The organism is Campylobacter sputorum, assembly GCF_002220775.1.
Classification (GTDB): domain Bacteria; phylum Campylobacterota; class Campylobacteria; order Campylobacterales; family Campylobacteraceae; genus Campylobacter_F; species Campylobacter_F bovis.
This window is the reverse complement of record NZ_CP019685.1, coordinates 1122044-1144706: the sequence shown is the minus strand read 5'-3', so window position 1 is coordinate 1144706 and position 22663 is coordinate 1122044. Positions and strand designations below refer to the sequence as shown.

Annotated in this window: 19 protein-coding genes and 1 tRNA gene; 8 read left to right on the top strand and 12 right to left on the bottom strand. The window is 30.4% G+C overall.

Annotation, left to right across the window (positions count from 1 at the left end; genetic code table 11):
• Positions 1 to 60: 60 nt before the first annotated feature.
• The gene (locus CSPB_RS05635) at positions 61 to 1812 is read right to left on the bottom strand and encodes a PhoX family protein (protein ID WP_089193497.1); all 1752 of its coding nucleotides are present in this window, start codon (positions 1810 to 1812) and stop codon (positions 61 to 63) included.
• Positions 1813 to 1944: 132 nt separating this feature from the next.
• On the opposite strand from CSPB_RS05635, the gene CSPB_RS05630 reads away from it, so the two are divergent.
• Positions 1945 to 3318 carry a GntP family permease gene (locus tag CSPB_RS05630; protein ID WP_089193496.1) on the top strand — a complete coding sequence of 458 codons (1374 nt, stop codon included), beginning with the start codon at positions 1945 to 1947 and terminating at the stop codon, positions 3316 to 3318.
• A gap of 7 nt (positions 3319 to 3325) precedes the next feature.
• On the top strand, positions 3326 to 4444 hold the full coding sequence (locus tag CSPB_RS05625) for a glycerate kinase family protein (protein WP_089193495.1): 1119 nt from the start codon (positions 3326 to 3328) through the stop codon (positions 4442 to 4444).
• 21 nt (positions 4445 to 4465) lie between these two features.
• On the opposite strand, the gene CSPB_RS05620 is transcribed toward CSPB_RS05625, so the two are convergent.
• Together CSPB_RS05620 and pta are read right to left on the bottom strand one after the other, a co-directional pair.
• Positions 4466 to 5653 (bottom strand): acetate kinase, encoded by a 1188-nt coding sequence (locus tag CSPB_RS05620; protein WP_089193494.1) that lies wholly within the window; start codon positions 5651 to 5653, stop codon positions 4466 to 4468.
• Positions 5653 to 7062, bottom strand: coding sequence for a phosphate acetyltransferase (gene pta / locus CSPB_RS05615; RefSeq protein WP_089193493.1), 1410 nt, complete (start codon positions 7060 to 7062; stop codon positions 5653 to 5655). The genes CSPB_RS05620 and pta overlap by 1 nt, the downstream gene beginning before the upstream one ends.
• 77 nt (positions 7063 to 7139) lie before the next feature.
• Here pta and flgH point away from each other — a divergent pair, with 77 nt between their 5' ends.
• Positions 7140 to 7841: a flagellar basal body L-ring protein FlgH gene (gene flgH / locus CSPB_RS05610; RefSeq protein WP_033915918.1), complete on the top strand. Its 702-nt coding sequence runs from the start codon at positions 7140 to 7142 to the stop codon at positions 7839 to 7841.
• Here the strand turns inward: flgH and CSPB_RS05605 are convergent.
• Positions 7838 to 8515 carry a tetratricopeptide repeat protein gene (locus CSPB_RS05605; protein ID WP_089193492.1) on the bottom strand — a complete coding sequence of 226 codons (678 nt, stop codon included), beginning with the start codon at positions 8513 to 8515 and terminating at the stop codon, positions 7838 to 7840. The two genes, flgH and CSPB_RS05605, sit on opposite strands and share 4 nt — an antisense overlap.
• 147 nt (positions 8516 to 8662) lie before the next feature.
• Between CSPB_RS05605 and CSPB_RS05600 the strand changes: the two genes are divergently transcribed.
• Genes CSPB_RS05600 through CSPB_RS05580 form a run of 5 tightly spaced genes read left to right on the top strand, consistent with a single transcriptional unit; the run spans position 8663 to position 13680 of the window.
• On the top strand, positions 8663 to 10348 hold the full coding sequence (locus CSPB_RS05600; RefSeq protein WP_089193491.1) for an acetolactate synthase large subunit: 1686 nt from the start codon (positions 8663 to 8665) through the stop codon (positions 10346 to 10348).
• Between the two features lie 9 nt (positions 10349 to 10357).
• Complete coding sequence (gene ilvN, locus CSPB_RS05595) at positions 10358 to 10825, top strand: acetolactate synthase small subunit (protein WP_033915915.1); 468 nt, start codon at positions 10358 to 10360, stop codon at positions 10823 to 10825.
• A complete protein-coding gene (gene lpxD, locus CSPB_RS05590) occupies positions 10826 to 11773 on the top strand; it encodes a UDP-3-O-(3-hydroxymyristoyl)glucosamine N-acyltransferase (RefSeq protein WP_089193490.1) in 948 nt (315 codons plus the stop codon).
• Between the two features lie 6 nt (positions 11774 to 11779).
• Positions 11780 to 12898: a metallophosphoesterase gene (locus CSPB_RS05585; RefSeq protein WP_089193489.1), complete on the top strand. Its 1119-nt coding sequence runs from the start codon at positions 11780 to 11782 to the stop codon at positions 12896 to 12898.
• Positions 12895 to 13680 (top strand): phosphatidylserine decarboxylase, encoded by a 786-nt coding sequence (locus CSPB_RS05580; protein WP_089193488.1) that lies wholly within the window; start codon positions 12895 to 12897, stop codon positions 13678 to 13680. The genes CSPB_RS05585 and CSPB_RS05580 overlap by 4 nt, the downstream gene beginning before the upstream one ends.
• Here the strand turns inward: CSPB_RS05580 and nikR are convergent.
• From nikR to CSPB_RS05540, 8 genes are all read right to left on the bottom strand, one after another.
• Positions 13675 to 14088 (bottom strand): nickel-responsive transcriptional regulator NikR, encoded by a 414-nt coding sequence (gene nikR, locus CSPB_RS05575; RefSeq protein ID WP_089193487.1) that lies wholly within the window; start codon positions 14086 to 14088, stop codon positions 13675 to 13677. The two genes, CSPB_RS05580 and nikR, sit on opposite strands and share 6 nt — an antisense overlap.
• Before the next feature lie 30 nt (positions 14089 to 14118).
• Positions 14119 to 16365, bottom strand: coding sequence for a carbamoyltransferase HypF (gene hypF, locus CSPB_RS05570; protein WP_089193486.1), 2247 nt, complete (start codon positions 16363 to 16365; stop codon positions 14119 to 14121).
• Positions 16340 to 17860, bottom strand: a complete 1521-nt coding sequence (locus CSPB_RS05565; protein WP_089193485.1) for a hypothetical protein — start codon at positions 17858 to 17860, stop codon at positions 16340 to 16342. Before CSPB_RS05565 ends, hypF begins: the two co-directional genes overlap by 26 nt.
• Entirely contained in the window at positions 17857 to 18399 is a 543-nt protein-coding gene (locus tag CSPB_RS05560) for a HyaD/HybD family hydrogenase maturation endopeptidase (RefSeq protein ID WP_089193484.1), read from the bottom strand. Before CSPB_RS05560 ends, CSPB_RS05565 begins: the two co-directional genes overlap by 4 nt.
• Positions 18399 to 19079, bottom strand: a complete 681-nt coding sequence (gene cybH, locus CSPB_RS05555; protein ID WP_089193483.1) for a Ni/Fe-hydrogenase, b-type cytochrome subunit — start codon at positions 19077 to 19079, stop codon at positions 18399 to 18401. Before cybH ends, CSPB_RS05560 begins: the two co-directional genes overlap by 1 nt.
• A 10-nt stretch (positions 19080 to 19089) precedes the next feature.
• Positions 19090 to 20808: a nickel-dependent hydrogenase large subunit gene (locus tag CSPB_RS05550; RefSeq protein WP_089193482.1), complete on the bottom strand. Its 1719-nt coding sequence runs from the start codon at positions 20806 to 20808 to the stop codon at positions 19090 to 19092.
• Between the two features lie 15 nt (positions 20809 to 20823).
• Positions 20824 to 21963: a hydrogenase small subunit gene (locus tag CSPB_RS05545; RefSeq protein ID WP_089193481.1), complete on the bottom strand. Its 1140-nt coding sequence runs from the start codon at positions 21961 to 21963 to the stop codon at positions 20824 to 20826.
• Positions 21964 to 22588: 625 nt separating this feature from the next.
• Positions 22589 to 22662: transfer RNA gene (locus tag CSPB_RS05540), tRNA-Gln, on the bottom strand.
• Position 22663: the final 1 nt, after the last annotated feature.

Sequence of the window (22663 nt, the reverse complement as noted above, 5' to 3'; positions counted from 1 at the left end):
TAAATTTATAAAAGCCCACTTTTAAAGGTGGGCTTTGCGTGAAATATTTGTATAAAATAACTATTTTGTTATAACAGGAAATGGTCCGATATATCCAGTATAAGCTCTTGAATCACTTGGATTTGAAAGCTTATCTTCATCGCTCTCTCCATAAGGGTGTTGCACAACTGCCATTATATAGCCAAAGCCAGCGATATTGTTGTAGTAGTAAGGCGATGTTGTTTCACTTCCATAAGGTGTTGTAAAAATTCTAGTTAGCTTATCTTCTGCAATGTTGTATGACCAAATAGCGTCATTTTGATGACCATCGCCTGTATCTTCTCCGATGATTAATGTGCCAGTATTATTTATATAAGTAACATTATCAGGATTTGCTAAGCCATTTAAATCACAGGTATTTAGCTTATCTCCTGTACTGCTATACTTGCCTGAAATCATACCTTTCATTACACTTGGAACAAATTTTGAGCCTATTTTTTCATCTTCTACTAAGCTTAGTCTATAAACAGTTCCACAAGTATTGTGCGGCAGTCTTATGTGATCAAATCCCTTAACATCATATTTATTGCTATCTTTGCCTTTATTTTTAAAGCTTTCCATACCTTTATTTATCTCACTCATTCCTATATAAACTTCATTTAGATTATTGTTGTAAGTTATGCCTTCCATTTTTCTAAACTCAGTTGTAGCTCCTTTTATCGCTGCAACTCTTCTAGTTTCTAGTCTTGAAGCTACTTTTTCCATACCATCTTTTAGCTTTATACACTCAGGTGGTGTTTCTTGGTTAGAATCGGCATTTGCTTTAGTTGGAGTAAATCCAGCTGGGCAACTCTCATCTTTAAATTCAGCCACTTCAAACATATCGCTAAATTTAACATTATCTTTGATAGCTTTTTTGATTTCATTGTTTGAGGCATGACATAAATCCATCCACTCTAAATTTGCAGTTCCGCCGTTTTTATCATCTATTTGATTCCATTTAGCAGCATATAAAGTTCCCGCACTCAAATCTCCTGCCTTATCAGATACAAACATAAACAGCCCAACATTCGTGCCATCATCACTTAAAAATACGGTCTTATTATCAGGCATTACATAAGATAACTCGTGAGCGAATCTACCCATAGAGTAGTGTTTTGTAACTTCAACATCACTTTTATCGCTAACTATTTTTATCTCAGGCGTCCAGCCGTAAGCATAAGGATTAAGTTTAGTTAAATCTCCGCTAAAATACTCGCCCATTAAGTTATAATATTCGCCACCATCGCCATTATCTTTTATAGTTCTTGCATCTGGCTCATACTCTTCGCTTCCTAAATGCGTTCCCCAAGGTGTAACCGATCCAGCACATGGAACCCATAAACCACCAAATTTAGAAAAATCTATATTCCTAGTATTTACGGCTGTTAATTTTCCATTCTTATCTTGTCTTAACTCTGTTACATACATAGCAGCTGGTCTTGTCTCAAAGTGAGAAATCATAAAAATTTTATCACCATAAGTTAAAAGTGATGAGAAGTCATTATCATTTGAAATTCTAGGGCTTCCATCTTTTGTTGTGATAAGCTTGCCATTTGTGTCATACAAAGCACCAAATACGCCATCGCCTACTTTATCACCTGAACGCATTATGATGTTGTAGCCTATTTTATGCTCTTTATCATTAACTTTTACGCTACTGCTTGCTCTTACTTCTCTTTTTTCACTGTCAGTTTTAGGAACTGATACTTCGCTAAATTCAATGCTAGTTAAATTTTCAGCCCCAAAAGATACGCAAACTGACGCAGCAACTAACGAAATAATTTTTTTCATTTGTATTTCCTTGTATTGATAAGATATTTTGGATTATATATCCTAAAAACAACATCAAGGAAACATTTATTTAAATTTGATTGTTTATTTAAAAAATGCTAATATTTTGTAAATTTATACAAAGGAGATTTTATGGGTGGTATATTTTTATTTTGTGCTCTTATAATTGCTATTTTTGTAATTATTTATATGATAGCAAAACTAAACATTCATGCATTTTTATCTTTGATGTGTGTATCGCTAGTTTTAGCTATAGTAGTAGGAATTCCTTTGGGAAAAATCCCAAGCATTATAGGATCTGGTTTTAGTTCCATTTTTTCTAGCATAGGTATAGTTATAATTTTAGGTGCTCTTATTGGCACAATACTTGAAAAAACTGGAGCCGCTTTAAAACTTGCTGATATGGTTATAAATTTTGTTGGTGAAAAAAGACCAAATTTAGCAATGATGATAATGGGCTGGGTTGTTGGAATTCCTGTATTTTGTGATAGCGGATATGTAGTTTTAAATCCTATTAGAAAAGCTATATCTCAAAAGATATTAAGTTCAAATCCTCTTGGTATGGCTGTTGCATTAAGTGGTGGACTTTATATAGCTCATGTTTTGATTCCTCCAACACCAGGACCAATAGCAGCTGCTGGAGCTTTAGGGGCTGGAGAAAACTTACTAATGGTTATTTTAGTTGGTGTGCTAGTAAGTATTCCTATACTTTTTGTTTTATACTTTTTTTCTAAATTTATAGATAAAAAAGTATTTTTACAAGAAGATAAGCAAGAGCTTATAAAAACTTATGATGAATTAAAAAGCGAATTTAAACAACTTCCTAGTGGTTTTAGTGCCATTATGCCAATACTCGCACCTATACTTTTTATGGCACTTGGCTCACTTGCTGCAATTTTAAAAATAGACGGATTTTTGGGCGATATTTTTAAATTTTTAGGAGCTCCTATTATAGCACTTGCTATTGGTCTTTTATTTGGAGTTTATCAGCTTTATGAGACTAAGAAGTTTGATGAATTTAATAAAATAACAGAAGAAAGTTTAAGAGTAGTTGGTCCTATCATTTTTATAACTGCTGCTGGTGGAGTTCTTGGTAAAGTTATATCTGAGGCTGGTTTTGTTAATTTTATAAAAGAAAATGCGCTTTATATAAGTTCTATGGGGATATTTTTTCCATTTATTATCGCTGCTATTTTAAAAACAGCTCAAGGCTCTTCAACTGTTGCTATTATCACAACTGCTTCTATTTTGGGTTCATATCTTGATCCAAATTCAGTTATGAGTGTTTTGGGATTTAGTACAAGTATGAGTGCGGCACTTTGTGTAATGGCGATAGGTTGCGGTGCAATGTGTGTTTCTCATGCAAATGATAGTTACTTTTGGGTTGTAACAAATTTTAGCTCTATGGATACAACAAGGGGTTACAAAACTCAAACTTTAATGACATTTGTTATAGCTGTAGCTGGCATTATAAGTGTTTATATTTTTAGTTTGTTTTTGATGTAAAGTTTGCATGGAAAAAGTCGTTATTGCCATTGATTCATTTAAAGGATGTATGAGTTCGCTTGAGGCTGGACTTGCTATAAAAGATGGTATAAAAGAGTTTTGTGATGAGGTTGTAGTTATCCCTATAGCTGATGGTGGAGAAGGAAGTGTTGAGGCTATGAAAGATGCTTTGGGTGCTAAATTTACGCAGATTGATACTTTTGATCCATTGCTTCGTCCAATAAAGGCAAGTTATGCTTTTAATAAAAATTTAGCCATAATGGAAATGGCTAGTTCTTGCGGTTTAGCACTACTAAAAGATGAAGAGAAAAATCCAAATAAAACCTCTACTTTTGGTCTTGGTATTATGATAAAAGATGCCATAAAAAAAGGCGTAAGAGAGTTTATCATAGGAATAGGCGGAAGTGCTACAAATGATGCTGGTAGCGGTATGCTTGAAGCACTTGGCTTTGAATTTTTTGATAATGATAGCAAAAAACTTAAAATGTGTGGTGAAAGCTTATCAAAAGTAAGTTTTATAAGCTCAAAAAATTCTTTAAGTGAATTAAATGAGTGTAAATTTAATATAGCTTGTGATGTTATAAATCCGCTATATGGCACAAATGGTGCTGCTTATGTCTATGCTAGACAAAAGGGTGCAAGTGATGATATGATAAAGTTTTTAGATAATTGTCTTAAAAATTTTGCGGATATAACATATAAATTTAACGGAAGTGATTTTTCAAATTTGCAAGGTGCTGGTGCAGCAGGTGGTCTTGGCTTTGGATTTGTAAGTTTTTTAAAAGCTAAGCTAATGCCAGGTTTTGATATTATCGCAAATGCTGTAAATTTAGAAAAATATATAAAAGATTCAAATTTGGTAATAACTGGCGAAGGAAGAATTGATTTTCAAAGCACAATGGGCAAAACCCCAACAAAAGTTGCAAGTGTTGCTAAGAAGTATGGTAAAAAAGTTATAGCTTTTGGTGGAGCAATAAGTGATGATATAAAAGGGTTAAATGATTTTATTGATGCATATTTTTGCATACAGCAAAGAGCAATCAGTCTTAAAGAAGCTATGCAAAAAGAAATTGCGATGAAAAATTTAAAAAATACATCAAATCAAGTTATGAGACTTTTAGTTTAAGACCCATTTTGGGTCTTATGTTTATTTTACAAGTTCTAAAGTAGCTGATGCTATTGCAAACTCTTCGTTAGTTGGAACTATCAATGTTCTTACTTTTGCATCTTTTGTGCTTATATCTCTTATTTCGCCACTTCTAATACTATTTTTTTCTTTATCTATTGCTATTCCTAAATTTTGCATATTTTCACAAATAGCTTCTCTTGCAAGGTCATCGTTTTCGCCAATCCCTGCTGTAAATATTATGGCATCAACTTTGCCTAATGCTGCATAATACGCTCCGACATATTTTTTAATGCGGTAACAAAACATATCAAAAGCTAATTTTGTTTTTTCATCTGTTTTCATTTTTTCTTCTACATCTCTCATATCATTTGTGCCACAAATTCCATAAAGTCCGCTTTTTTTGTTCATTATGATATCCATCTCTTCAACTTCTATATTTGCTATTCTTTTTAGATAAGGAAGTACCGCAGGATCTATGTCACCACATCTTGTACCCATCATAAGTCCTTCAAGTGGAGTTAGTCCCATAGATGTATCAAAGCATTTTCCGCCTTTTATAGCACTAGCACTAGCTCCGTTTCCTAAGTGTAGCGTTATGCAGTTAAAATTATTTATATCAATGCCCATAAATTTAGCACCAGCTTTACTTACATATTCGTGAGATGTACCGTGAGCCCCGTATTTTCTAATCTTGTATTTCTCGCAGTATTCATATGGTAGTGCATACATATAAGAGCTTTTTGGCATAGTTTGATGAAATGCTGTATCAAAAACAACTACATTTTTCACATTTGGTGCTTTTTTCATAACGCTTCTTATGCCTATTGCGTGAGCTGGGTTATGAAGTGGTGCAAGTGGAATAATATCTTCTATATCTTGTATAACTTTTTCAGTAACTAGTGTTGGTTTGAAATATCTATTTCCACCATGAACTACCCTATGTCCAATTCCACCAAGCTCTTCAAAATCACTCATTATACCGCTTTTTTTGAAAAGATTTTCCATCACTTCAAGACCTTGAGCATGATCTTTTATAGCCTCAGTTGATTCAAAAATTTCTTTAGTTTTTTCAGCTTTTAGTTTTGCGTAAGATGATTTTTCGCCTATTTTTTCTACCAAACCACTTGCGATAACACTTTTATCACCCATTTCAAAAAGTTTAAATTTGATAGAACTACTTCCTAGATTTAAAACTAATATTTTCATTAAATTTCCTTTGCTTGAATAGCTGTTATTAAAATTGTATTTACTATATCTTCTATTAAACATCCACGACTTAAATCATTAACTGGTTTTTTAAGCCCTTGCAAAATAGGACCAATTGCAACTGCTCCCGATGTTCTTTGAACTGCTTTGTAGCAGATATTTCCACAATTTAAATTTGGAAATATAAAAACATTTGCATTTCCTGCTACTTTTGAATTAGGCATTTTTTTCTTAGCTACTATCTTATCAAATGCTGCATCAAATTGAAGCGGTCCATCTACGCTATCTTTTAGCTCACTATCTTTTGCTAATTTTGTCGCTCTTTTTATAAAATCAACATCTTCTCCACTTCCACTTTCTCCAGTTGAGTAACTAAGCATAGCAACTTTTGGTTCAAGTCCGAAATCTCTAGCAGTTTTTGCACTTGATATAGCTATACTAGCAAGTTGTTCTTCTGTTGGATTTGGTGTAATTGCGCAATCTGCAAAAACTACAACTTCATTTTCTAAACACATCAAAAATGCACCACTTACTGTTGATACTCCTGGTTTCATTTTAATTGTTTGAAGTGCAGGGCGTATAGTCTGCGCTGTGGTTGTGTTAGCACCACTTACCATACCACTTGCATATCCGCTATAAACTAACATTGTGCCAAAGTAAGTTCTATCTTTTACTAGTTTTTGAGCTTCTTCTAGTTTCATATATTTTGCTTTTCTTAGCTCATAAAGCGTATTTGAAAATTCTTCAAGATATTCATTATCATTTGGATCAATTATCTTTGCATCTTTTAAATTTAAACCAAGTCTTTGAGCATTAGCTAAAATTTCATCATTTTTTCCTAGAAGTATTAAATTTACTGCGCCGCTTTTTAAAAGTTTATCGGCTGCTTTTAGTATCCTTTCATCATCACTTTCTGGTAAAACTATCGTGCTATTTGCACTTTTTGCCATTTTGTATAATTGTGTTTCAAATTTAAGAGGTGTAATGATATTTTTTTTCGTTTTTAAGCACTCTTCTAACTTTGAGTTTAATTCTTTTAAATCTGTTAAATTTATAACAGATAAACCTTTGTTTTCGGCGTTATTTTTAAAAAATGTTTTTTTAAATTCACATTTGCTTAAATTTACTATAGGTAAGTTTAAATTTCTTGCTATTTCTAAATTTAAAAAACAAAAATTTTCATTTGCAACAACAGCCAAAGCACTATTTTGAGCTTTTTTATCAAATTCTTCAATAATACTCTTTAAAAGTTCATTTTTTTGATTGTTTAAGAGTAACTCTTTAGCTTTCTCTTCGCTAAAAACTGCACTGTTTTTATCATAAATTGGATAAAAACACTCAATATTTGTTGGTAAGTTTTGTATATCGTTTTGATTATCTGTTATAAGATAAAAACTATTTTGGCACATACGCACTCCTTTCTTTGCAATTTTGGAACTTTATTTGCTTATAAATCATTATAACATAAAATATTCTAAGGTTTTATATGAAAAAAAATCTAATTTTATTTTTTATCTTAACTCTTATATTATCAGGGTGTACATATACGGTTGATCCAAAAATATCTATGGAACCGCCTGTTTATGTAGAGCAATTACCTCCAAAACAAGCAGGCAATGAGATACAGCATGCTGGAAGTCTTTTTGGAAGAGGGGAAAATCCAATTTTTTCAGATAGAAAAGCTATGAATGTAAATGATTTGGTTACAGTTGTAATAAGTGAAAAAACAAATCAAAGCTCAAATGGTAAAAAAACTACTTCAAAAAACTCCACAACAGCATTATCTGGTGGAATTATAACTGCAGGTTCGCCATTATCTAGAGTAACAGATCAAATAAATAAATTTGGAAATATAGGTTTTAAAGGCGGTAGTGAAACTGCTTATAGCGGTGATGGGACAAATACTCGAACAGAAGCATTTAACACAACCATATCAGCAAGAATAGTAAAAGTTTTAAATAATGGAAATTATTTTATAGAAGGAAATAGAGAATTACTAATAAATGGCGAAAAGCAGATTATACAGCTTAGTGGCGTTATAAGACCTTATGATATATCAAGCAACAATGAGATTGATTCAAGGTATATTGCTGATGCTAAAATTTCTTATAAAACAGAAGGCGATATAAATAAAGCGATAACAAAACCTTGGGGAACAAAGCTTTTAGAGGGAATTTGGCCATTTTAGTTGCCAAATTCTCCAGTCCTTTCTAGCGCATCTTTTGCTTTGCTGTATTCTTTTTTATCAACAAATATTTTTGCTACATTTCTACAAGCAAATTCTATGTCATTTTTACAAGCAATAGAATAAAATTTAATAGCTTCGTCTATATCATAATTTTCGCTATTTTCATACATATAACCGGCGTTTGCACATCCTTCAAAACTACCATATTCACATGAAAGTTTATAATATTTTAAAGCTTGTATATCGTTTTTGTTTGTGCCATCTCCACTTTCAAACATCATGCCTGTATTATCACATCCTACTGCATTTTTAAGCTCACAAGCTTTTTTATAGTATTTAAATGCTGCTTTGTAGTTTTGTGTTACACCCAAAGCTTTGTCATAATAAAAGCCAACAAAAACACACGCAGTACTATCGCCTAAATCACAAGCTTTTTCAAAGTAATTCATACTTTTGCTTAAATCCATCTCAACTCCATCTGCTTCTTTATATATACTTCCTAAATTTAAACATGCCCAAGCATCGTTTTTGTTGCATTGTAATTCAAAAAGTTTTTTTGCTTTATCGTATTCTCCTGCATTAAAAAAATCAAGAGCATTTTTGGTTAAATTTTCATCATTTTTTGCATATGTTAAGCTTAATAATACAAATATTATCATAAAGTATCTATGCATATTTTATCCTTATTTTCGGTAATTGTGTTTCAAAAATAAACAATATTATAGCATAATTGCTAAAACTGAATGTATATTTTACATATATAAACTAGTTCAAATATTAATAAAGATATAATATAAAAATTTTTGTAAAAGGTGGTATTAGTGAAAGAGATAACAGGCTCGCAAATGATAATAGAAGCTTTGCATTTAGAAGATGTAAAAGTTGTGTTTGGATATCCTGGCGGTGCTGCACTAAACATTTATGATGAAATTTATAAACAAAATTATTTTAAGCATATTTTAGTAAGGCACGAACAAGCAGCTGTTGTGGCTGCAGATGGTTATGCAAGAGCAACCGGTAAAGTTGGAGTTGCAGTTGTAACAAGTGGTCCTGGCATTACAAATGCACTTACTGGCATTGCGAATGCATATATGGATTCTATACCTATAATTATAATAAGTGGTCAAGTTAGTTCAAATTTAATAGGCACTGATGCTTTTCAAGAAATAGATGCTATTGGGATGAGCAGACCTTGTGTAAAACATAATTTTCTTGTAAAAAATATACAAGATTTACCTAGAATATTAAAAGAAGCTTTTTATATAGCAAAAAGCGGTAGACCAGGACCTGTTCATATTGATATTACAAAAGATGTAACGGCTGCAACAGCAGTTTTTAAATATCCATCGTCTATAAATATGTTAACATATAAACCTACTTATAAGGGACATTTAGGACAGATAAAAAAAGCCGTAGAATTGATACTTGATGCAAAAAAACCGCTATTTTACATAGGTGGCGGTGTGGTTAGTTCAAATGCAAGTGAGCTTGTGAGAGAACTTGTTGAGTTTACAAATATACCAGCAGTTGAGACTATAATGGCACTTGGTGTTTTAAGCTGTGAAGATAAAAATTTTATCAAAATGGCTGGAATGCATGGAAGTTACGCAGCAAATATGGCTTTAAGCGAATGTGATTTGTTAATTTGTCTTGGAGCTAGATTTGATGATAGAATCACTGGAAACACAAAAGAATTTGCAAAATATGCAACAATTATCCATATAGATATAGATCCAAGTTCTATTTCTAAGATTATTCATGCTCATTATCCAATAGTTGGGGATATAAATATGGTTGTTACACAACTACTTGAAGAGCTTAAAAAAGAAAAAATAAAGAGTTTTAAAGATTGGCATAATACTATAAAAACTTATGATAAATTGCATCCTTTGACATATAAAGACAGCAAAGATTCTATAAAACCACAATGGGTTATAGAAGAGAGTGCTAAGATACTTGGAGATAATGTTATTGTCTCAACAGATGTTGGTCAACACCAGATGTGGGTTGCACAATTTTATCCTTTTAAAAAGCCAAGAAAACTTCTAACAAGCGGCGGACTTGGAACTATGGGGTATGGTTTTCCTGCTGCAATTGGTGCAAAAGTTGCATTTAAAGACGCTATTGTTGTAAATTTCAGTGGAGATGGATCTATTTTGATGAATATTCAAGAGCTTGCAACTGCAAATGAGTATGGTATTCCTGTTATAAATATCATTTTAAATAATGGCTTTTTGGGTATGGTTAGGCAGTGGCAAAGTATGTTTTATGAAGAGCGTTTTTCATCAACAGATTTAAAAAATTTAGCTCCTGATTTTGTTAAATTGGTACAAGCTTTTGGCGGAAAAGGCTATAAATGTGAGAGTAAAGATGAGTTTAGACAAGCTTTAAAAGATGCTGTGAAGTCAAATAAAGTATGCATTATAGATGTTAGCGTAGATAGATTTGAAGATGTTTTACCTATGGTTCCAGCTGGCGGTGCAATTTATAATATGATACTAGAATAGGTGGTATTTATGAACGAGAGAAGAGTAATTTCTGTAATAGTTTTAAACGAACATGGTGTGTTAGCTAGGATTGCAGGACTTTTTGCTGGAAGAGGGTATAATATAGATAGCCTTACTGTTGCTCCACAACCAGATAGTCAGTTTTCAAGAGTTAGTATAGTTACTAGTTGTGATGAAAGAGTTTTTGAACAGCTTGTAAAACAACTTCATAAACTTATACCTACATATAAAGTTATAGAAACTGATAATTTTAGTGAAAAAGAGCTGGTTTTAGTAAAAATTCCTATAAAAGAAGATTTTAGCGGTTTAGATGCCATTTTAAAATCATATAATGGTATAGTTGCAAACGCAAATGAACAGTATATAATCGTAATGGCGTGTGATGATGCGGTAAGAATAGATTGTTTCATAAAAGTTATGAAAAAATACAGCCCGATTCAGATTGTTCGTGGCGGTTCAGTTTTAATGGAGATGTAAATGAAACTTAGTAAAATAGTAAAAATTTTAGATTTAAAAGTAGATTTAAAAGAAGATATTGAAATTCGCTCTTGTGCTTCTCTTTTGGATGCCAAGAGTGATAATTTAAGCTATTGTGATGGAGTAAAAAATCAAGATGATATAGCTAAAAGTAGTGCAGGAGCGATACTTGTTAGTAAAGATTTGGCTCACTTAGTTCCTAAAAACTCACAATCTTTAATATGCGAAAATCCTCATCTTGCTTTTGCGATTTTAAGCAAAGAGTTTTCAAATCCTCTTTTTTATCCAAAATCAAGCTCTTTTATAGATGAGAGTGCAAACATTATGCCAAATGTTTATATAGGTTCAAATTCAAAAATAGGAAAAAGCACTATAATGCACGGAGCTTATATAGGCGATAATGTCGTTATAGGCGATAAATGTATAATACACCCAAATGTTGTAATTTATAATAATACTATCATAGGTAATTCTTGTAATATACTTGCAAATGCTGTGATTGGAAGTGATGGTTTTGGTTATGCTCACAAAAAAGATGGTAGTCATGTAAAAATTTATCATAATGGAAATGTGATTTTAGAAGATGAAGTGGAAATAGGTGCTGGAACTACCATAGATAGAGCTGTTTTTGGCTCAACTATCATTAAAAAATGCACCAAAATAGACAATCTTGTCCAAATAGGACATAACTGCGAACTTGGAGAGAATTGCATTATTGTTTCTCAAACAGGACTTGCAGGATCAACAATACTTGGTAGAAATGTTGTAATGGGCGGTCAAAGCGGAAGTGGCGGTCATGTCAAAGTTGGTGATTTTGCTCAAATTGCAGCTAGAACAGGAGTATCTAAAAATTTAGAAGGTTTTAAAAAATACGCAGGTCATCCTATACTTGAACTTAGTGAATGGTTAAAGTTAAATGCAAAAATTATGAGGTTTTTTAAAAAATAGTAGTTTATGAAAATAACCATTTTTCCAATAGCTGCAAGTTTGGTTTTTATTTTCATAAATTTATATGTTTATAAAAGATTTTTTGGAAAAATCCATATTTTTTCTAGCAAAAAATACTATGTTTTTGTTTTAATAATTTGTATTTTAGAGACATTTTTTTTCTTTAATCTAAGAGTTGATTTTTTAAACCAAAGAATGCAAAACATATCAGCTATGCTTATTGGGGTTAGCTTTATTGCATTTAGTTATGTGATTATTTATGATATTTTTCTCATTTTTATTAAATTTTGTAAATTTAATAAAAATAAACAAAAAAGTATAAAAAAAGCTGTTGATTTGATATTTTTTGTTATGATTTTTATTTCAATTATTTTTGGGGTATATAGTGCTATTTCAAAACCTAATGTCAAAAATATAGATATAGTTTTACCAAAACTAAAAGAAGATTTAACCTTTGTTCAAATAAGCGATATTCATATAGGTGGATTTTTAACTCAAGATTTTTTAAAAGACATTGTAAATGAAATAAATGCTTTAAATCCAGATATAGTTGTAATAACTGGGGATTTGATAGATTTTGATCCAAAATTAGCTGAGGAAAAACTTACATCTATAAATGATATAAAATCAAAATTTGGAACTTATTTTGTGCTAGGAAATCATGAGTATTATGTTGGTGTAAAAGAAAGCTTAGAGAATTTAAGTAAATTAAATATGTATATTTTACAAAATGAATCAATTGAGATTGGTGGTGTAAATTTAGTTGGAATATATGATTATTTGGGTTATAAAGTAGGAGAGTATGAACCTGATTTAAATAAAGCTATAAAAAATATAAATGAAAGTTTGCCTGTTATTTTACTATCTCATCAACCAAGAATAGTTAAAAAATTTAATAAAAATGAACTTTCAAAACTAGATTTGATTTTATGTGGTCACACTCATGGAGGTCAAATTTTTCCATTTCATTTTTTAGTAAAAATGGTAAATTCTTATCTATACGGACTTTATGAAAAAGATAAAACTAAAATTTATGTAACATCTGGAACCGGATTTTGGGGACCGCCTATAAGACTTTTATCATCATCTGAGATAGTAAATTTTAATTTAAAGGGTAAAAAATGAGAAAAATAATATCGCAAATTTTTGGTTATATTGCGGCTGCAAATTTTGGCTTTTTGCAAAAATACATAAATAAATTTTATATAAATTTATTTAAAATAGATATGAGTGAGTTTAGAAGTTATGATGAGTATAAAAGCTTAAACGAACTTTTTACTAGAAAATTATTAAAACAAAGAAGTTTTAGCCTTGATGATATAGATTTTATAAGCCCAAGTGATGGACTTTGCCTAGAGTGTAGCACTAGTAATAATAGCACTGCTTTGAGTATAAAAGGTAGAAGTTATGATATAAAAAAACTTCTTGATATGGGTTATAAAGATGGTGAGTTTGATTATATAAATATATATCTTTCGCCAAAAAATTATCATTGCTATCACTCTCCTTGCGATATGCAAATTTTAAGTGCTTTATATATTCCTGGGGATTTAAAAAGTGTAAATCAAAAATCTTTAATGCGTTTTGATGGTGTTTATGAGACAAACGAAAGAGTTGTTTTAACTTGTAAATCTAACGATAATTTTACATTTTGGTTAGTTTTTGTAGGTGCTTTGAATGTAGGTAAAATGAAATTTCTTTTTGATGATAGGATTCAAACAAATGCAAAATATATGGATAAGACACTTTATGAGTATGAAGATATATTTTTTAAAAAGGGCGATATGCTTGGGAATTTTGAGCTTGGTTCAACCATAGTCGTGCTAGCAAAAAGCGGCAAGATGAAACTTAGTATAAAAGCTGGCGATGAGATAAAATTTGGAGATACTATAGCTAAAATTCTATGACACAGGCACTGCTACTTTTGTAAGTTTTGTGAATTTTACTCCTTTTAAACCGGCTATTTCGTTGCTAAATTTTTCTATATCTTTAGCCTCGCCTTTAAGGCATATAGTTTCTAAACAGTTATCGTGATTTATATGAATGTGCGTGGTGCAAGTGATATTTACTTTTGCATCATGTTCTATTTGCATCATTTTTGATAAAACATCGTTTTGATGGTGGTTATAAACAATGGTTAAAACTGCTATTAGTTCATCATTTGCTTCTTGCCAAATATCTTTTATGATTTGTTCTCTTATAAGATCTCTTATAAACTCACTTCTTGAAGCATAACTTTTATTTTCTACTTTTTTATCTAGTTCATCTAGTAAATTTTTTGGCAAAGAAACGCTAAATCTTATTATTTTTTCCATTTTTAATTCCTATTGTGTAATAAATTTAGCTTATATTGTATTATTTTTATCTTTAAAATGACTTAAATACCATTGCATTTGACCAATTGCAATAGAGCTATCATTTGGCGGAAATTTTGGTATATGATAAGTTAAATTTGCTTTTTTAAGGAGTTTTGTTGTTGCTTTTAGTAAAGTTTTGTTTTGAAAAACGCCACCACTAAAACAAATTTCAAGATTGTATTTTAAAGATATTTCTGCTATTAAGTTGCTAAAAGCGTTTATGAAAGCTGTTGCGGCTACTTTTTTATCATCTTTTAGTGCATTTATTAGTGCAGTTTTATAGCAAATTTCATCATTAAGTATTTCAAATTTATAGCTTACATCTAAATTTTCATCGTATAATGCTTCTAATTGCATTCCAGAGTGCCCTTCATAACTTATTTCATTTATGCCACAAATTATACTAGCAAAAGCGTCAAATAGCCTTCCAGCTGAAGTTGTAAGAGGTGAATTTATGTTTTTTTCATATATTTTTTTTAAATTTATTAGTTTCATTTGATCAAATTTAGATAAAAATTTTTCAGCAATATTTTCTAAATTTTCACTTAAAATCAAGCTATAAGCAATTTGCCAAATATTTTTTATAGCATTTTCTCCGCCAAGAAGTTTAAATTCTTTAAAATGTAAAACTCTTTTTAAATTTCTATTTTTATATAAAAATATCTCTCCGCCCCATATTTTCTTATCTTCTCCATATCCAGTTCCATCAAAACAAAATGCTAAAAAATCCTTTTTTTCTAACTTAAACTCAAATATATTTGCATATACATGAGCTTTATGATGCCCGATTTTTTTTATATTAAACCTATTTTTTTCAAAATATTTAGTGTGTAAAAAGTGTGGATGTAAATCCCCTATAATCTCATCAAATTTAAGCTTATAAGTTTTAACAAACATATCAAGAAGAGATATGAAACGCTTGAAAGTAGCAACATTTTTAAGATCGCCTATGTATGGAGATATAAAAATTTGTGAGTTTTTATATATTGCAAATTGATTTTTTAACTCTCCTCCAAGTGCCAAAATTGTTTTTTTATTTATTGAGTTTGTTTTAATTGTTTGCGGATTTACTCCTCTGCTTGTGCGTAAAAACATAGTTTGATTATCAATGACTTGTAAAATACTATCATCTCCTGGATTTAGTATATCTCTATTATTATCAAGATAAAAATCAAAAATATTGTCTAATTTTGAAATTAAATTTAATTCATCATATATGATAGGTTCCCCGCTTATATTTGCACTTGTTGCGATAATTGGATTTTTAAAATATTCAAAAAGTAATAAATGAACGCCTGTATTTGCTAAAAAAATCCCAACTTTATTTAAATTTGGAGCAAGTATTTGTGGTAAATAAGTGTCTTTTTTTAAATTTAAGATAACAATAGGTTTTAAATTTGAATCGAGTTCTTTTTCTTCTAAAGTGTTTATATTTGCGAAATTTTTAGCCATATCTAAATCTTTACACATTATTGCAAATGGTTTAAATGGACGATGTTTTCTTATCCTAAGCTTTTTTATTGCATCTTGATTTAAAGCATCTACACATAAATGAAATCCGCTTAATCCTTTTATAGCTATGATTTTACCATCTTGTAAGGCTTTTGCTGCTAATTTTATAGCATCATTTCCACTTTTTAAAATATTTCCATTTTTATCTTTTAAATACAAGCTTGGTCCGCAATTTGGACATGAAATTGGTTGAGCGTGATAGCGTCTATTTAGAGGATTTGTATACTCACTTTCGCAAAATTTACACATTTTAAATTTACTCATAGTAGTGTTGATTCTATCATATGGTAAATCTTTTATTATCGATATTCTTGGTCCGCAATTTGTGCAATTTATGAAAGGATAATGGTATCTTGCATTATTTTTATTATAAAATTCAGCCTTACATTCGTTACAGATTGCAAAATCAGGTAGAATTGGAGATATCTTTTTTGCAGATTTTGAAGCAATTATGGTAAATTTAGTAAATTCTCTATGAAATGTTTTTATTTTTTTTACGCTATGAATTTTACAAAGTGGAGGAAGAGAAGAGTAAAATATTTCAAAAAAATTATCTATCTCATCTTTGCTAGCTTGAAGTGTTAGTTTTACGCCTTCACTATCGTTATAAACTTCTCCTTTTAAACATAAATCCGTAGCTATTTTATACACAAAAGGTCTAAATCCAACCCCTTGAACTAAGCCCCTTATATCAAATTCATAGCATAACTGGGAGTTCGTCATCAAAACTCATATTTAGATGTAATTTGCATAGTGCACAAAATGATTTGCATTCTAAAAAAGAGCCCAATATATCTACATCAAAAATATCATATTCATCTTTTGCAGTTGTAAAAAGTTCATTGATAAACATTACAAAAGATTCAATATATCCAAAACTTAGCGTTTTATCGTCAACTCCTGCTAATTTAAAACTCATACCGCTTTTTATAAATTTTATATAGTCAAATTTAATGTTTTCTATGAGTTTATAATCAATCATAGGTCCTTTTTTTCCACTATAAGCATCAGCGTTTTGTAAGATATTTAAATCAAATCCTAAAATATTTTTAACTATCTCAAAAAGTGTAAAAAAGTTTTTATTTCCTTTTATTTTACCGCTTGGAAACGAAAATTGCTCTGTAAAGTTTTTAATAAGTTTTGTTCCTGTTTCATTTTGTTTTATGGATTCAATAATTTCCTCGTAAGTATCTGGTATATGTATTTGAAGTAAATTTATACTATTTGTATCATCTAATATAAGAAATTTATCATCATAATGCTTATTTAGTAAAACTAGTAAATTTTGTTTTGATAAAATGCCTTTTTTATTTATATGCATAGCATAAATTAACAACTCCGGGTGATCTTGTTTTGAAGAATTTAGCATATCTTGAATTTTTTTGTTTAGATAATAAGTCGAAGATAAAACAACTTGAGAATTTTCTAAAATATTTACTTTAAATGGCTCAATAGTTTTATTTAGTATATGAATACTAAAAAATAGTATATTTATTTTATGAGCTTGATCGCATAAAACATATGTAAAAAGATCTCTTGCTCCTTTTACCCAAAAATTATATGGTGAGTTTTCATGATTTTTTCTATAAATTGCGTTTATTCTAAGATTTATCATGGGTTTTTCAAAACTAGCTAAAGCAAACTGAGCTTTATCATCAGCTATAAAAATTCTTGTAATTTCTTTTAAATTTGTTGGCATTAAAAAATCACTATCAAAGCTCACTCCACTATTTATTTCAAATGTTCCGAAATCATCTTGAAGAACTATTTTTTGTGAATTTTTAAGAGTGTTTAAACAAAATTCTAAAAGCATATAAAAGTTATTTTCATCAACATTTATAAATTTATTATCTATAAAAACAGAAATTTGGCTTAATATATCAAATTCATTTTTTGAAATTTGCGATGAGTCGTTGTATAACTGAGCGACTTTTGGAGTTATATTTGAATATTTTTGTATCTCAAAAACTTCACTTTGTTTTAAATTTTCACAAACTTCAACTTTAAAGTCTTTTAAAAATATAAAATGTGGAATTTTTGGCATACACTCATCATTAAAAGCTAAAATGTCATTTTCATCGCCCTCTACAAAAAATATGACTTTCTCGTATTCTTCGCAAATTTCTGTTTTTATGTTGTATTGTTTTGCATAAAAATTTAAAAAATAACTCAAAATATGGTTCGAGCTTTTATATAAAAATTCGTATTTTAAAATCATAATTCACCTTTAGAAAATAAATTTGCGATATCTTGTATGTCTTTATCATTTTTTTTGATTATATTAAATTTAAACTCATCTTTTAGATGTTTTAATATAGTTTTTTGGGCTAAATTTACACCATCTCTTATCTCGCTAGATATTTCAAAGCTCAAAGGAACTATGCGTTTTGGTATAATACCCACAATCTTAGTTTTAGGAATATCTCCCATAAGTTCCATGTATTGAAGTGTTTGAAGCATTTCTACTTCATGAGCCGAACCACTCCAATTTATCTTTTTAGGCATATCATTGTAATCAAAAAAATAAACATCTCCGATATTTCCATCTTTTGCATCTATGCAGTCTATGATGATAGCATAGTCATATTTTACTATTATAGGGATAAGTTGCATTGCAAGTGTTCCGCCATCTATAAAAGTGATAGTGTGAGTATCTGATCTAAAAGTGTAGTTTTTTTCTAAAAGTTTACAAAGATGAACTCCGATGCCTTCATCGGAGAACATCACATTTCCTATACCAAGAACTAGAATTTTCACTAATGATTTTCTTGTGGAAATTTATAGCCACTTATAATAGCATCCATTGCACCATTTTTGCCTTTTACGGCATTAAATATAGCCATATAAACATGTGCAAGAACAAAAATCATAATTATCCACATACAAATATGGTGGATTTCTCTTACATTTGCAAGACCACCCATCCAAACTTCAACAACTCTCATGGGTTCATAAAATAACCCTCCAAGCCCCTCGTGATAAACATGAACATATAAAACCATTCCAGTTAAGCATATCACAAACATTACTATATAAAATAGCAGATATGAAGCAAACTGAAGTGGATTATAAACACCTTTTATATGAGGATGTTCTCCTAAGAATAGATAGTATTTAACTTGTTCTATCCATATTTTTATATTAAAAAAATCCCCAATACTCGCTAATTCTTTTCTACTTTGTTTGTCAAATACAAATAAATAGAGTTTAAAGAAAAGCACCGCAATAAGCACAAAAGCTGCTATCATATGCACAGCTCTCCATTTTGCATTCATAAATATCACAGGTTCATTTGTTACAACTGGACTTACAAAAACATAAGCTATATAAAATCCACTAACTACAAGCAAGACTATGCTTAATGCTCTTATCCAGTGAGTAAGCCTATATCCAATGGAGAACTCATACTCAGCAATATGTTTCGCGTCATTTTTCATAGATTGCTCCTTATAAATTTGGATTTACTTTATACTCGCTTATTTCATTTCCTTTTGTATCCATTACATGAACTGCACAAGCAATACATGGATCATATGAGTGAATTTTGCGAATAATTTCTAAAGGTTGCGTTAAGTCAGCTATTTTTAAACCAATCAAACAAGCCTCATAGCTTCCCATTGCACCATTAGAATCTTTTGGAGAGGCATTCCAAGTAGAAGGAACAACTGCTTGCCAATTTTTTATAACGCCTTTTTCTATTCTACACCAATGGCTCAAAGTTCCTCTAGGTACATGACCTATATATCTGCCTTTATACTCTTTATTTGGGTCTATAGCATATTTTGCACAAGTTTCTGTATCGCCTGATTTTATATTTGCAATTAAGTTATTTAGTGCTATTAAGCCATTATCTGCTATAACTTTTGCTTCTATCATACGACAAGCAGTTCTTCCAAGTGTTGATAAAACAGCAGTTAATGGAAGACCAGTATCTGCTAAAAATTTATCAACCACTGGAACAACATATTTGTTTCCTTTTGCATAATTTACAACTATGTTTGCTAAAGGTCCAACTTGCATAGGTTTTGAGTCATATCTTGGTGCTTTTATCCAAGAGTATTTACCAGTTGTATCAAGAACTTTCGTATCAACCATCTCACCTTTAGCATTTATTGTTTTTTCGTCTTTAAATCCTGTGTAATTAGGCTCTTGCTCTCCATCGTAAGGATGAAGAGGTTTATCGTTTTTATACCAAGAATGTGTTGCTTCTTCTGTAATTTTGCTTTCATCTAGCTCTTCAACTTTACTTAAATTACCATTTATAATAATACCACTTTCAAACAACCATCCATCTTTTGATATTTGAAATTCTTTTTCTGTAAATAAATTTGCTACCCCAACATCATTTAGAACACTTGGTTCATTTGCATAAGCTTTTCCAGCCATTACAAGGTCTGGATAATAAGCTCTATCAACGAAATCTTTAACTTCATTAAATTTAGTCATATACTCACCAAGTCTAGCAGGACTTAATATATCCATAACACAAGTTACACCTCCAACTGTTAGACTTTGTGGATGTGGTTGTTTTGCTCCAAAGATTGCCATCATTTGAGCAGCTGTTCTTTGAACTCTTAAGCACTCTAAATAGTGGCTTAGAGCTATTAAATTTTGCTCTGGTGTTAGATGATAAGTTTTGTGCCCATAGTAAGCATTTGCAAATGGTCCAAGATTTCCTTTATCAACAAAAGTTTTCACTTTTGCTTGAACAGCTTTTAGCTGATCTGCTCCACATGCATAAGGAAAATCTGTGTATTTAAAAGCTTCATCTTGTGCTTTAAAAGGATCTGCACTAAGTGCACTTACGATATCAACAAAATCAAGTGCATGAAGTTGATAAAAATGAACAATGTGATCGTGAAAAAATAAAGCATTATTCATGAGAGTTCTCGTTAAAACAGCATTTAGTGGTGGAGTTATACCAAGGGCATTTTCAACTGCCATTATACCAGCTTTATAGTGAGAAAATGTGCAAACTCCGCAAATTCTTTGCATTAAAAAACCTGCATCTCTTGGATCTCTACCTTTTACTATTGTCTCAAGCCCTCTCCAAAGTGTTGAGCTACTAAAGGCATCTGTTACTACATTGTTATCATCAACCATAACTTCAATTCTAAGATGACCTTCTATTCTTGTTATAGGATCTACTACTATTCTTTTACTCATAATTTATTCCTTATTTTATTTTTTAAATGAAGCAATGGCTGCATGAGCTGCAATAGCAACGCCGGCAATAGCTAGAATTCCTATACCTATTTTATCAGCTGTAGCATCAGCTCCTAAACCGCCAAAAGTTGTATTATAAAGTCTATCTCCAAGAGGAACTTCAAATGGACCCATTTCATCCCAAAAATTTGGTTCACTACATCCTATACAGCCATGACCTGCTTGTATAGGCCAACTTGTATGAGAATTAAATCTTTCTCTTGAGCAGTTGTTAAAAGTATAAGGACCTTTGCATCCTACTTTATATAAACAATAACCATCTTTTGCACCCTGATCGCCAAAGTTTTGGACAAATTCGCCAGCATCAAAATGACCTCTTCTTTCGCAAAGATCATGAATTCTTAGTCCATACGCCCATTTTGGTCTATTGTAAGCATCTAAGCTAGGTAGGGTTCCAAAAAGCAAATAATTTAAAACATTTCCAACTATATTTTTCTCACTTGGTGGGCATCCTGGTACATTTATAACAGGTTTATTTGTTATTTTACTAAGAGGTTGAGCATTTGTTGGATTTGGATGAGCGGCTTGAACGCCACCAAAACTTGAACAGGTTCCTATAGCAAATATAGCTAAAGCATTTTCACTTGCGTGTCTGCAATGCTGTGCTCCTGTTGTTCCTGTTGGACCTACTGTTAAATAAAATTCACTCGAACCTTCAGGAATTCCACCTTCAACCATAAGGACATATTTGCCTTTGTATTTTTCTATAGCATCTTCTAAATTTTCTTCAGCTTGCCATCCACTTGCTGCCATTATAGTTTCATGATATTCAAGCGAAATATAATCAAATATAAGGCTATCTATAGTAGGTGTATCTGTTCTTAATAAACTTTCACTACATCCTGTGCATTCTGCCATATGCAACCAAATAACTGGCAATCTATCTGCTAATTCAGCAGCTTTTGCAACTTGAGGTATAAAAGATGTAGGAAGTGATAGCATTGCAGTCATCGCTCCAGCCCATTTCATAAAGTCTCTTCTTGTAAAACCGTGTTCTTGCAATTTTTGCATAATAGAACCATTATGCATTTTTGGCATATTTTGAACTTCGTTCAATCTAGCACTGATTTTTGCGGCAAGATTATCTTGTTTCATGAACTCTCCTTTGTAAATTTTTATTCTTACTTTATTTAATATAAAGAAAATAGATATTTATCTAAAATTAGATAAATATATAAATATTATGTAGTTTACAACTATTCAAGTTAAAATAAACTTTTATAATTAAATTAATTTTAAAATAATAAATTATATTCAAGTAGTAATATTTATTAAATTTTTTTATTACGAATATAAATTTATATTTTTCTTAATAATTAGCAGATGAGATAACATAAACTAATAATATTGCATTAATTAAATAATATAAATTTAACGCATTTTTTAGAATTTTTATATGGATTTTCTATGAATAATTAGGTATATTGTATATTGCGTTAATATGTAGAAATTTATGACAATCGCACTTATCTTAGCAAGAAGCTAATAAGTATATATGATAGGACAAAAGCTATTATAAATATTATATACTTTAAAATATTATTTTTATTCATTTTTAAATTCTAGTTTTTATTTTTTATTAAAGTTTTATAATATACATAGTTTTATTAAACATAAATAAATTTATGTTTAATAATGCGAATATAAAAAAACAAGATATAAAACCAGAGTTTAAGTTTTTTAATAGTTATGTTTTATTTTTATAAGTAATTTTAATGCTTGGATGCCCTAAGAGGATTCGAACCTCTGTTAGCTGATCCAGAGTCAGCAGTTCTACCACTAAACTATAGGGCAA